Here is a 12,221-nt window from a genome sequence, read left to right as displayed (position 1 = left end):
GTTTAGGCTTGTTCTTTTTTAGCTCGCAGGGCGAGCCTTACGCCGTCGGCGGCGCTGGTGACGATGCCGCCCGAGTAGCCGGCGCCTTCACCTAGTACAAATAGGCCTTGTGTGTTCACGCTTTCGAGTGTGTCGTTGTTGCGCGTGATGCGTAGCGGTGAACTGGTGCGCGTCTCGGGCGCGACAATCAATCCCTGGTCAATAAAGCCGGGAATCTTGCGGTCAAAGTTTTGGAAGCCTTCGGCGAGCGACTTGCAAATGGTCTTGTCAAGCCAGTCCCACAGGTTGCTTGCGGCGAGCCCGCAGGGGTAGGTGGACTTGGGTAGGGATTTGTCGGCGTGGTGGGCGAGGAAGGCGCGAATGCTTTGCGAGGGGGCGGCGTAGTTCATGCCGCCCACGCGGTAGGCATCCAGCTCGATTTTGCGTTGGAATTCGAGTCCGCCAAAAAGCGTTTCGCTCGCCTGGATGGGGACAACGATGGCGCCGTTGGCGAAGGGGCCGTTGCGGCGGCTGTAGCTCATGCCGTTGGTGGCAAGTGTCCCCGGTTCCGAGGCGCAAGGCACCAGCACGCCTCCCGGGCACATGCAAAAACTGTAGGCGGCGGAGGTCCCGTTGAGTGTCTTGGCGGTGAGCGCGTATTCGGCGCTGCCCGTGAGGCTTGTATCAACTCCCTTGCCGAGTTGACGCAGGTTGATGAGCGCCTGCGGGTGTTCTACGCGAACGCCCATGGCAAAAGCCTTGCTTTCGAGGGCGACGCCGCGGGCGTGCAGGAGCTCGTAAATTTGGCGTGCGGAGTGGCCCGTGGCAAGGACAAGCGTTTCGCAGGGCTTCCATTGCCCGGCGACCTTGATTGCGACGACACGGGCGTCCTTGATTTCGATGTCTTCGAGGGCGGTGTAAAAGTGGATGCCCCCTCCGAGGCGTGTGATTTCGGCACGGATTTTGCGGAGCATTAAAACCAGGCGGTCGGTGCCGATGTGCGGCTTGGCAAACGTGACCACGCTTTCGTCTACGCCGAAGTTTACCATGTCTTTGAGGACGGCTTCCGAAAAAGCATTGCGGCTTCGGGTGTTAAGTTTGCCATCGCTGAACGCGCCGGCCCCGCCTTCGCCGAACAGTACGTTGGAATGCTCGTTAAAGACGCGTTCGGCGAAGAACCTGCGGATGTCGCGGAAACGTTCTTCGACAGGTTTGCCCTGCTCGTACAAGTCCACAGTGAATCCGCGACGCAGCAGGTGGAGCGTGGCCCACAGTCCCGCAGGGCCGGCTCCCACAACGCTCACGTGGCTTGCCATGGGGACACTCGTCTTTAGCGGGTCACTCTCCAGCGATTCCTTCTCGCGGCTTGCTTCGGTCAAATCTCGGGCGGCGCTCCCGGTGGCACGCAGTTTTTGGTTCACGTCAAAAATGACATTGTAGTTCCAGTGCGGCTCGCCGCGCCGGCGCGAGTCCAGGGCGAATCGTTCCACGTTCAGGTTGAAAATTTGTTCAGGATGTACTCGCAGCTCGCGGGCCAATGCTTCGCGGACCTTGCCTTTTTGGCGCAGGTCTACAGGGAGCTCTCTAAAGCGGTACGTGAACATGATGCCTAATATAAAAAAAGACGTCGAGGCTTTGATTCTCGGCGTCTTTCAAAAGATATGGCGTCGGTTAGAAAATGTAGTTCAGGTTTACGCCGCCGTAAATGTCGGTGTAGTCGCTGGAACGGTCGTCTGGACGCATGTAGCGGGCACCACCGGTATACCATTCGCTATAGAAGTGCTTGGTGTGGTTTACGCGGAGGTTGAGGCCTCCCAAAAGGTCGGTTTCGCTCTCGTCGAACTTTTCGTCAGCTTCTTCCCATTCGGTAGTCATGTAGCGGAATTCGGCATTTACGCCGAGAATCAGGAACCGGTTCAGGAATCCGATTTCGAATTCGTCGCTGATTGAGATTTCGGATTCTTCCATGTCGTCGCGCTTGTAGCTCTTGAATCGCGGAGTCAAGGCAAAGCGGTTCTGGATGTTTTGGAGGAAGGTCGTCGCCGAAATCGGGTAGGTGTGCTCAAAGTAGTCGGCTCCGCCATAGTAGTAGCCGAGCATCGACCAGGTCTCGTCGCTCAAATCCATGTCCTCGATGAGGTCGTCGTGGAGGAACTCGGAGGCGTCTATACGGAAGGTCCAGCGGCCATCTGCCTTGAACGTCGTCTTGAACGCCTTGACGCTTACGCCAGCCCTGATGGTGTGCTTGTAAATGCGTTCCAGGAACTTGGAGGCAAGATAGTCTTCGCCCGAAAGGGAGTTGTACTCGGCCCAGCGAGCAGAGTCCACAAGCGTCGTGTCACCGTCAACAACGATCTTGGAAGTAGCGCGATCCTTGCGTGCCTTGAACCAGTCGTCGTTGTAAATGCCATCTTCGAGAATGTAGTCGCCATGCAGCTGGTTGTTGCGGTATTGCCTCTGGTACTGGAGGTCGTAACCCGCGGTAACACGGATGTTTTTATTGATGTCGAACGTATGGTCGTTAGAAATGCTGTGAATGTACTTGGTGCGGTCGTTTTCGAGTTCGCGCTCGGCAAGCCATCCGTTGCTCTCGCCCGAGAACAAGCCCCAACGGCTGCCCTCGTTCAGGCCAAACAGGTTGGTTTTGCTGCCGCTGGCGGCATTCTCGACATCGATCTGGTACTCTAAACCAAGATTCCAGAATTTGAAGACTTCCTGTTCTAGGCGGGCGTTGAACTGACGGGAGTCTGCAAGCTGGTTGTCGGAACCGGCGCTGTAGAAGTCTTCGCCCACGTATTTTACGCGGCCGTAAATACGCGTCTTGTAGATGTTCCAGTTAAGCGATGCGCTTAGGGCGATGCTCTGGCTCCCCCAGTTTTCGCCAAGCACGCGTCCGTCATCGCGGTCATCTTCGGCGGTGCGCTGGACATCCCTGGCGTCCTTGATGAGCGCGCGGAGGGAGTCTTTCATCTCGGAATCGCGGAGGACCGTGCTCTCGCCAAAGATTTCTACCAGTTCGGCGTGGCTCAGGGAGTTGATGTTGTTGGAATTCTGCATCAACTTGCGCAGGGTTGTGTAAGAATTGACTTCGAGCCCGGCTTTGTCAAACACCTGGTTGATGGCGCGTTCGCGGAAAACGTCGGTGGTATCGGCGTGACCCACGGCGATTTGTCCATTGAGTTCGATGTCGCCCGGGAAGAACAGCCAGTTTCCGTCGGCATACATGGTGAACGCTTCAATCATGGGATCGGCGGTTACGGTCTTGTTGCTCGCGCCTTCGCGAATAAGCGGGTCGTGCAATTCGTCGTTGGCGTAAATGGCGCCGAACTTGGCGTCAAAGCGGCGTACCGGAGCCCACTTGAAGGATCCGCCGTAGGCAATACGCTGGGCTTGAGCCGTGCCGTCTTCAATATAGTTCTTGTAGATGTACGGGTGACGGTCGTCAGGAACCATGCTGCGTTTGGCTTCGCCAAAGAATCCATTCAGCTCAAAGAGCGGGGCGTCCACGTGGTTTTTGAGGAGGGAGAGGGTGTAGTCTACACCAAAGATGGGGAGTCCGCTCATGTAGATTTCGCCGCCCGTCTTTTGCAGGTCGCCCAAAACAAGGTGGTGGCGTTCATCGGTATAGCTCAAGGTGACCGGGTTCGGTGAGAAGTGGTTCCAGCTGTCGCCTGTAATGTCGGTGTTGAACTCGATGGTCTTGCCGTCAGCAGACTGCATATAAAGGTAGGCGCTGGCCTCGGCGCCAAAGCCGGGAACCTGGAAAACGTTTTTGTAGCGGTCGCCAGATTCAAGAGTGTCGTTTCCAATGACTTTAGTGTCGCCGTGATTGGTGCGGGTTCGCACATAATGGTATTTGCCACCGAGCATGGCGTTGCCCATGATGGTCCAGGCTTTGTCTCCCGGTTCTGCCTTTTTGGCTTCGGCTTCGCGGGTCAACACGCCAATCTTGTCGTTGGGGTCAAACGGGCGGCTGTCGACACCGGGAATCTCGGGGTTCGGCGGGAGCGTGGCGAGGAAATCGATGGAGGTGGAACCAAAGTCCTTGTTGTTTTGGCTGACGCTTGCAATGACCGAGGGATCCAGGATGTCTATACCGGCGGCACCCACGTTGTTGTTGCTCACGTTTGTTTCGTGGAAGTAGAACAGGTTGTTCTCTTTGCCCATGACACCGTATTCGTTTTCTTGGAATTTACTCCCGAGGACGATGGTGTTGGCGAGTTCGGAGTTCAGTAACGCGATGTTGTTCTTGCTGAAGTTGCTGCGTTCCACGTTGACCATGGCGTAGTTCGCTGCATGGAGACCTACGCCCTTGTTTCCAGTGAATTCGCAGTCCATGACGATGGCTTCGCCGTCGCGGGTGTAAATGCCGCGGGAACTGGTGCTCGCAATCTTGGACGATTGAAGGTTGAGGTTGCCCTTTTCAATGGCAATGCCCACTTCGGCGTCCTGAACGGTAATGCCTCGCAGGTTGAACGGCTTTTCGCCGGTGAGGTAGATTCCCTTCCAATCGCCTGCGGTGCCGGGCTCTTTTGCAGAGCGGAATACGACAGGTGCGCTGCTATTGCCAGAGGCCATGAGTTGACCGCGGTTGACGTAGAGTCCCGTGCCCGGCATAAACAGAAGTGTTACGCCGGGTTGAATGTAAAGGGCCTTGTTCTCGTCAATGGTGATGTTGCCGGTGACGAGGTACGGGGATTCATCGACAGAGAGCATGCCGTGAACGTCACCAGAGATCTCTTTGCCTGTGAGCATTTTGACCTCGGGCTTGGAGGGCTCTGCGGCGACCTTTGCCGTGTCGGCGGTGGCCGCGTTCACGCTGTCTGCGATGGCTACCGGGGCAACGGAGTCGGCCGGGGCGCTCGAGTCGGCGGGCGCGGCGGTGCTGTCTGCGACGGCTATCGGGGCAGCGGAGTCGGCCGGGGCGGCAGCGGCTTCAGCGGGCTTGGCGGAGTCGGCGGGCGCGGGTGCGGGTTCTGCGGCAGGAGCTGGGGTAGCCTGCGCAGCGGGCGCGGGTGCGGGTTCTGCGGCAGGAGCTGGGGTAGCCTGCGCAGCGGGCGCGGGTGCGGGTTCTGCGGCAGGAGCCGGGGTAGCCTGCGCAGCGGGCGCGGGTGCGGGTTCTGCGGCAGGAGCCGGGGTAGCCTGCGCAGCGGGCGCGGGTGCAGGTTCTGCGGCAGGTGCGGGCGCAGCTGCCGGCTGTGCTGCTGTAGACGCGGGTGCCGCCTGTTGAGCAAATACGAGTGCCGAACCAAGGGCTATGGAAGAGAGAATAAAGCGATAGGAGTTCTTCATTAACGGGCCTCGTAAGTTATGCTGTTCTCAAGAATCTTGCCGTTATAAAGCTTGACCCTGACCTTGACGGTTGTGGTCTTGTTACGCTCTAACGCAATGTTCTGGTTGAAAGTCAAATGGTCAATCCCGTTGTTTGCGTTGCTCAGGTAGAACACGTTGCCGTTTACGCCAGACTGGGTGATGGTGATGCTTTCAATCTGGGAGTAGTCGTCGTTTTTGATGTTCTTGATTTCGTAGCGCATATTCTTGTAAATGTACTTGTTGACGTCCCGGGGTGGGGGCGGCACGCGCAAACGCTTACTAGAGGGACTGCGAATGCCGTCAATGGCAATGTAGGCGGTGTTGTTCGGGTCCAGGCAGACCAGTTTGCTTTGTGCGCTGTTGGTATTGCCCGCCTGGTCATTGAATACGATCTTATAGGTGTGCGTTCCGCTAGCAAGGGCGAAGTCTTCCGCGTCGTTGTTCTGTATGTTGAATTCCTTGATGAGGTCTCCGTCAATGAACAGGGAGCCAATGCCCTCGTCGTCGGTGTTGTTGGAAATCTTGAAGGATGCCTTGCAGGGGGCTATGGGAATGCCGGTTTGCTGGTTCACAATGGTAACGGCGGGCTTGTTGGTGTTGATGGTCTTGCAAGCCTTGTTGATGGAAATCGGTAGTTTTTGAACGAGGGTGGATCCGTCCTTGAGGGTCACCGTCACCACGAGTTCTGTTGCATTCCAGTTTTTCTTTTGGTCGTTGACCGAGATGCTGTGCGTAAATTCTGTTTGGCTGGAGTCCAAGTTGAGGGTCTCGGTTGTGGGACCAAGCACAAAGGAAACCTGCGTGGGATGACCCGAGATTTTTCCCTCGATGTCAATGGCGCCGTTGTCGCATGTCTTTTCGACATTGACGTTTACGCTTAACTCCTTGTCGTGAGTCTCACCCTTGCTGAGAGAATCCTGCTTTTCTAGGGAATCTAGACGCGCCTTGTTGAGGGAGTCGATTGCCGGGTCGTAGTACATGAACTCGATGGATCCGCAGGTGAACTCATATTCCGCTTTTTTCAGGTTGTTTGGGAGAAGGTTCAAGAAGAAGTTTGCTTTTTCGATATCCGACTGGTTCTTTTTCTTTTGCTTACCGAATTCCTTGAGTTGTGCTTGGATAATGCCGACCAGGTCCACGGTGTCCTTGCAAATGAGGTCAAAACGCTTGACGCCCAGAGCGTTGTCGATCCATTCAATGGTGTACGAACCCGAGCTGGTTCCTTGGAACGTGGTTCCGTTGACGGTCAAGGTGTTGGGGACTTCAGAGGCGCAGTTGATGTTGGTGGTCAGGCTGTTCTTGGTGACAGTGTCGGGGACGCCTTCTGCGGTACAGACCGTTTTGATGATTTTTTCGGTGATGGCCTTGTCGATGGCTTCGCTGATCACGTCAAGTTGCTTTTGCACTTCTTCGTTGCTCAGGTTGTCGGCGTCGCCCAGTTTAAGGAGCTGGTCCATGACCTTGGTATCGCCGGCGTGTTTTAGCTTGAATTTCCTAAATCCGCATTTGCCGTCGCCAATTACAGCTTCGCCTGCCGAAACGGAGGTTTTGGCGCCGCACTGGTCGTTCACTTCGATGAGGCCGGAGTTCAATGCGTAGACGGGTCTGTTCTTGGGGGTGATGCCTGCGCCACCTTCGGTTCCGCGGATGGCGGCCGTTGCCGTTCCGGTTTTGAACTGGAAGCTGCTTTTGCCGGTCTGCTTTTGGGCGTCGAACCTGACCTTGCCCTGCTTGACGTCGGTCATGGCGGTCTGAATGCCGTTTTCGGCATTGAGTGTGGAAAATTCGACTAGGGAGTTTTCTTCGATCGAGATGGTACTCCCGTCGGGGAGGGCGACAATGACTTGGGATTCCAGACCGGTGCGCACTTTGTCTTTTTCTTTGATCTTTCCGCCGATTTTGGCTTCTTCCTGTTTGCCGTTGGGATGCAAGATAACTTTGTTCTCGGGTTCGCCCACGGCATAGCGAATTTTGCCGCTTTTGGCGGCCGCCGATAGGGATACCAGCACCGCGAGAAGAGTTGCTACAACCTTAAAATTTGCAGAATATGACATAAAACCTCTCGATAGAGATGTAAATCAATTTAAATATATCTATTATTTGTTAATATTGTGATAAAAATGTATCTTTTAGGGTGCAAAATTGTCTTTTTTATTACAGAGGTCCATTATGAGTATGGAAGTTGAAGAGCCTACCGTTGAAATGAACGATATGGAGACGGGCGATCAGATTATCAAGGAGCTGGACAAGGCTGTCCTGACCAAGGGCGCCTGGCAGACCATGATGTTTCTTTGCCAGGAAAAGAACCAAAAGACGGGCGAATTTGGCGAGCCGAAGGTGTACCTTCGCCGTTATCAAAAAGTCGCCGGCGCCTTCAAGGCCCGCAGCAAGTTTAACATTAGCGGAAAGGCCCAGGCCGAAGCGATTATCGAAAATCTAAAGAAGTGGTATAATATTTAATGGCAGACCCTGCTAGTAGAAAAAAGAAGAAATATAAGATTGAATTCCTTTGCGAGGGGGACATCAAGGCTTTCCCTTGGAAGGACAAGTTCGAAACGATGGCTCGCAAGCTCCTCAAGGAGGAGGGCACAGAGGATAACGTCAACATCGTCCTTTGCAGCGACGAGTTTGTGCGCGAGATGAACAAGAGCTACCGCAGGCTCGACAAGGTGACAGACGTACTCTCTTTTGAATGGCACGAGGATTTCCCTGGCGAAGAGACGATGCTCGGCGAAATCTACATTGCGCGCGACCAGGTCAAACGCCAGGCCCCGCAGTACGGCAACACCTTTTTTGCCGAACTCAAACGCGTGATTGTACATGGTCTTTTGCACCTCTCGGGTTACGACCACATCAAGGCGGCCGACCGCAAGGTGATGCGCGCACGCGAGTGCGAGTTCCTGAACCTTGACCCCTACAAGGAGAAGGACTGATGGAAACTTCCGAAATTTTGGCGGTCGTTTTCCTTTGCGTCTTTGTTTTGACCTCCGCCTTGTTCTCGGCCACAAAGTGCGCCTTTAGCCTTATTTACGGCAAGCGCGAAGACAAGGACCGCACTCCCCGCGAAGAGAAAATTGCCGCCCTCGTGCGGTGGCAGGGCTTTAACGAGTGCGTCTCGATTGGCCGTATTTTTGGCAACGTGAGCGCGGGCGTGCTCGGCTTTTTTGTGCTGAGCAATTCCACGTGGGATTGGGTGCACACGTACCCGTACCTTTCGGTGGCAGCCTACCTCATTGTGGCCTGCGCCGTGCTTTACATTTTGACGGTATTCTTCCCGTACCTCATCGCGAATCTCAAGCCAGATACTTTGTCTGTAATTCTTGTGCCGCTGTTCAGCTTGGTTCGCTTGCCCTTTGTGCCCGCTGCCAAGATTTGCCACGTGATTTTTGTCAAGATTCTCAAGTGGTTCGGCTACGATTCCAAGCTGAGCTTTTTGCCCGAGGAAATGCGTGACGCCGTGCAGGCCGACCTCTCTGACGTCAGGGACGGCGGGGAAGAGGGCCTCGAGAAAGAAGAGCAGCAGATGATTTTGAACATCTTCGATTTTGTGGAAACGCCGGTGCGCGAAATCATGACCCCCCGTGTGGACATGTGCGCCATCGATGTGGAGACATCGCTCGACGACCTGGTGCAGGTGCTGAACAACGAACGCCACTCCCGCTTGCCGGTCTACAAAGAGACCATGGACAACATTGTTGGCATCCTTTCGAACCGAGACTTTTTGGAGTGGTACACCGAGCACCGCGACGAACCTTTTGACATCATGAAGCTCGTGATGCCGCCGGTGTTTGTGCCCTACCACAAAAAGATCGATGACCTGCTCACCGAACTCCGCAAAACGGGCAACCAGCTCGCCATTGTGGTAGACGAGTACGGCGGCACGGCTGGCCTCGTGACCCTAGAGGACATCTTGGAAGAAATCGTGGGCGAGATTCGCGACGAGGACGACTTGGACGAAGAGGACGACGTGCAAAAGCTCAAGGACGGGCGCTACATTCTGGACCCGCTCATGACGCTCTCGGATTTGGAAGATGAGTTGGGCGTAGAGCTCGAGGCTCCTGAGAATTCCCATGTGGAAACGCTCTCGGGGCTGATTCAGGCTACGCTTGGCGTGATTCCCGCTCCCGGCGCCGAAGTCAAGATTGAGGGCTACACCTTCCGCGTGCTCAAGATGGACGGCACCCGCATGGAGAAGGTGATGATGATCCTCCCTCCGGGCAAAAACGCCACGAAGACCGGCGCCTTCCAGAAGGTTTAATTGCGTTTTAGCGTTCTTATGTGAGCAATAAGCGCCTCGTATTAACGAGTCGTGGTGGCGAGAGCAAAATCCTTACCGGAGGTGAGATTGCCAGCGAATGGATTTTGCGGTCTTATGGAGAAGGCTTCCTCTGTTAGAGGAAGCCTTCATTTTAGGGTAGTTATAAGCCGGGTTCTGTGCCCCTTGCGGGGCGATGACCATCTCTCTGGACGAATCGTTACCGACCGCCTCAAGCGACCTACCCGGATATCCAACAGCCGCGGGCCGCAGCCGGTCCTTGCGGACGGATTCCTGCTTGGTCTTGCACCGGATGAGGTTTACCGTGCCGTCCCTGTCACCAGGAACGCGGTGAGCTCTTACCTCGCCGTTTCACCCTTACCTTGCCCAGGCTTGCGCCCGAACCTGGCGGTTTGCTTTCTGTTGCACTGTCTGTCGCGTTTCCGCGCCTGGACGTTATCCAGCATCCTGCCCTGTGGTGCCCGGACTTTCCTCCAGCTTTCGCCGGCGGCCATCCGCTACCCGGCTCCAAATGTAGTAAAAAAGGCACGTGGGGGGAAGAGTTATTGCTATATTGTGACCGTGCCTTTTTACGTGTTAATTTGTCTTTTTTTGCTTTTTTCTGCTGCAACGGCTCAAGAAACTGATTCCTCGGCCGTGTTCCGTGTAGATGAAATCCGCTACGACATCGGGGATGTGTTCGACGACTCCCGTGTGCATACCCGCTACGACAAGCTGGCCTACGACTTTTTGAACTGGGTGCATATCGAGACCCGCGAGCATACCGTCCGCAAGCTGCTCCTGTTCAACGAGGGCGACTACGTGAACCTCGACCTGATGCTCGAATCGGAACGCTTTTTGCGCGACCAGCGCTTTTTGAGCGACGCGAGCATTACCGTGGTGCAGGATAGCGGCAAGAACATCGCGAACGTGCACACGAGCGACAACTGGACCTTGACGGTCCCGGTCAGCTTCGGCTTTTCGGGAAGCGAGTGGACGTACGACAACCTGAACTGGGGAATCGGCGTGCAGGAAAGCAACTTCCTCGGGCTGGGGCAACTGCTGGGCTTCTACTTCGGCCACGACGAGTTCCGCGACATGTGGCAGGTGGAATACGGCGCCCCGCACTTCTTGCTGCGCTACAACCACTTGGACTTCCTGTACAGCTATAACACCGACGGCTACCTCGCGAGCTGGAAGATGTACCGCCCGTTCCTGAGCCGTAGCGTGAACCAGTGGGCGTATACGATTGCCGGCCTCAAGAACCAGCGCTTCGCCTACTTTTACGGGAGCGGCGACATGCCTCCGGGAGCGGCCTCCTATTCTACCGACAAGCCGCTTGATTCCCTGAACCTGCAGGAATATAACGGCGACAAGACCGTCGAACTCATGAAGGTCGAGGACTTTATCGACGACTCGCTCTCCTTCCATCTCGGGCGTTCTTTTGGCGGGACGCAGCGCAAGTTCTATGTGGCGGGAACGTATGACTACCGGAGGACTACGGCGCGCGAAGGCAAGCTTTTCCGCTACCTGTTTACCGACGGCGAAAGCGCGTATGCCATCGATTCCGCTTCCGCCTGGAACGAGTGGCTCCCGGAACGCAAGGATTCCCGCGTGGGCGCCTATGTCGAATATTCGAACCTCCGTTACGAGAAAATCAGGAACTACCACAACGCGAAGTGGACCGAGGACGTGGACAAGGGCTGGAAACTCAAGGCGCAGGTTTCCAAGAACTACGAGCAGCTCGGTGCCGCCGACAACGACATCCGTCTCGACTTCTGGACGAACCTTTACCTGGGGCGTCGCCACCACCACTTGAACCTCTCGACGCAGACGTACTTCTACCTGGATCACGGCGAGCGCAGGGACTTTTTCGGGAAGGTGTTTGGCGAATACATCTTCCACCCGAGCAACATGCTTTCTACGGTGGTCAAGGGCCAGGTCGACGTCTTTGACGACGTGCGGTACGGTTACCAGCTTTCGCTGGGCGGCTCGGAGGGCTTTGCCGGATTCCCGACCGGGTTCTATACTGGCCAGGCGCGCGTGTACGGCAATGTCGAACAGCGCTGGTTCCCGGATTTCGAAATACTCACGCTGGTGCCCGTGTTTGTCGGCTTCGCGAGCGTGGGCGAGACCGCGTGGGACCTGATGGACATCAACCGCGAAGACTTGATTTACGTGCTTGGCCTGGGCGCACGCTTTGTGCAGACCAAGTCCATCAGCCGTCTGGTGAACAAGGTGGACGTGAGTTTCCCGATGAACGGGGCGCGCAAGCACGAACCGCATTTTTCCATCACGACGACGTATTCACTGTAGCAGGAGCCCATCATGACAAACGAGCCGGATAAACGCGAAGCGAGACGTGCCAGGGCGCGCCAAATGAAGAATATGTTCCTCCGCGTCGAAATCGTCATCGGCTTGCTGGCGATAATCGGCGGTGCCGTTGTGACTGCGATGGTCTGGGGAGAAGGATATTTCCCGGGGGCCTTGATGATGGTCCTTACCGGATGCATCAACATCTTTTTGGCGTTCAAGGAACTGGTGGACCCGACGGACCACGTATTGCATTGGCAGGCTGTATTCTTCTTGATTGTGCGCCGCGCGATGTTTTTCTTGAACGTGGTACTGCTCGCGCTCGTTGTCGGGACATTCACGAATCTTCTTTAAACTATTG

The 12,221-nt window shown here is 55.7% G+C and carries 8 protein-coding genes and 1 other RNA gene; 5 read left to right on the top strand and 4 right to left on the bottom strand.

The window, feature by feature from the left end; translation table 11 throughout:
- Positions 1–2: 2 nt before the first annotated feature.
- The 3 genes from BUB55_RS01090 to BUB55_RS01080 all read right to left on the bottom strand — a co-directional run bounded on the left by BUB55_RS01090 (position 3) and on the right by BUB55_RS01080 (position 7,346).
- Complete coding sequence (locus BUB55_RS01090) at positions 3–1,583, bottom strand: NAD(P)/FAD-dependent oxidoreductase (protein ID WP_073187421.1); 1,581 nt, start codon at positions 1,581–1,583, stop codon at positions 3–5.
- A 67-nt stretch (positions 1,584–1,650) separates the two neighbouring features.
- A complete protein-coding gene (locus BUB55_RS01085) occupies positions 1,651–5,271 on the bottom strand; it encodes a right-handed parallel beta-helix repeat-containing protein (protein WP_073187419.1) in 3,621 nt (1,206 codons plus the stop codon).
- Complete coding sequence (locus tag BUB55_RS01080) at positions 5,271–7,346, bottom strand: FecR domain-containing protein (protein WP_083596805.1); 2,076 nt, start codon at positions 7,344–7,346, stop codon at positions 5,271–5,273. The genes BUB55_RS01085 and BUB55_RS01080 overlap by 1 nt, the downstream gene beginning before the upstream one ends.
- Before the next feature lie 115 nt (positions 7,347–7,461).
- Here BUB55_RS01080 and BUB55_RS01075 point away from each other — a divergent pair, with 115 nt between their 5' ends.
- The 3 genes from BUB55_RS01075 to BUB55_RS01065 are packed head-to-tail and all read left to right on the top strand — an operon-like array spanning position 7,462 to position 9,550.
- A complete protein-coding gene (locus BUB55_RS01075; RefSeq protein ID WP_073187416.1) occupies positions 7,462–7,752 on the top strand; it encodes a hypothetical protein in 291 nt (96 codons plus the stop codon).
- Positions 7,752–8,225 (top strand): rRNA maturation RNase YbeY, encoded by a 474-nt coding sequence (gene ybeY, locus BUB55_RS01070; RefSeq protein ID WP_083596804.1) that lies wholly within the window; start codon positions 7,752–7,754, stop codon positions 8,223–8,225. The genes BUB55_RS01075 and ybeY overlap by 1 nt, the downstream gene beginning before the upstream one ends.
- The gene (locus BUB55_RS01065; protein WP_073187414.1) at positions 8,225–9,550 is read left to right on the top strand and encodes a hemolysin family protein; all 1,326 of its coding nucleotides are present in this window, start codon (positions 8,225–8,227) and stop codon (positions 9,548–9,550) included. The genes ybeY and BUB55_RS01065 overlap by 1 nt, the downstream gene beginning before the upstream one ends.
- Positions 9,551–9,700: 150 nt before the next feature.
- On the opposite strand, the gene rnpB is transcribed toward BUB55_RS01065, so the two are convergent.
- An RNA gene (gene rnpB / locus BUB55_RS01060) (RNase P RNA component class A) lies at positions 9,701–10,071 on the bottom strand.
- Positions 10,072–10,159: 88 nt separating this feature from the next.
- Between rnpB and BUB55_RS01055 the strand changes: the two genes are divergently transcribed.
- Together BUB55_RS01055 and BUB55_RS01050 are read left to right on the top strand one after the other, a co-directional pair.
- Positions 10,160–11,863, top strand: a complete 1,704-nt coding sequence (locus BUB55_RS01055; protein ID WP_143152826.1) for a BamA/TamA family outer membrane protein — start codon at positions 10,160–10,162, stop codon at positions 11,861–11,863.
- Between the two features lie 63 nt (positions 11,864–11,926).
- Positions 11,927–12,214: a hypothetical protein gene (locus BUB55_RS01050; RefSeq protein WP_234971745.1), complete on the top strand. Its 288-nt coding sequence runs from the start codon at positions 11,927–11,929 to the stop codon at positions 12,212–12,214.
- Positions 12,215–12,221 lie beyond the last annotated feature (7 nt).

Origin of the sequence: Fibrobacter sp. UWP2 (assembly GCF_900141705.1) — a bacterium.
Lineage (GTDB): Bacteria > Fibrobacterota > Fibrobacteria > Fibrobacterales > Fibrobacteraceae > Fibrobacter.
Note: the sequence above shows the minus strand (reverse complement) of the source record. Positions and strands in the feature narration are given on the sequence as shown.

Coding starts and splice junctions, on each gene's coding strand:
- BUB55_RS01075 (WP_073187416.1), top strand. CDS start 7,462: ATGAGTATGGAAGTTGAAGAGCCTACCGTTGAAATGAACGATATGGAG.
- BUB55_RS01050 (WP_234971745.1), top strand. CDS start 11,927: ATGAAGAATATGTTCCTCCGCGTCGAAATCGTCATCGGCTTGCTGGCG.
- BUB55_RS01065 (WP_073187414.1), top strand. CDS start 8,225: ATGGAAACTTCCGAAATTTTGGCGGTCGTTTTCCTTTGCGTCTTTGTT.
- BUB55_RS01090 (WP_073187421.1), bottom strand. CDS start 1,583: ATGTTCACGTACCGCTTTAGAGAGCTCCCTGTAGACCTGCGCCAAAAA.
- BUB55_RS01085 (WP_073187419.1), bottom strand. CDS start 5,271: ATGAAGAACTCCTATCGCTTTATTCTCTCTTCCATAGCCCTTGGTTCG.
- BUB55_RS01080 (WP_083596805.1), bottom strand. CDS start 7,346: ATGTCATATTCTGCAAATTTTAAGGTTGTAGCAACTCTTCTCGCGGTG.
- ybeY (WP_083596804.1), top strand. CDS start 7,752: ATGGCAGACCCTGCTAGTAGAAAAAAGAAGAAATATAAGATTGAATTC.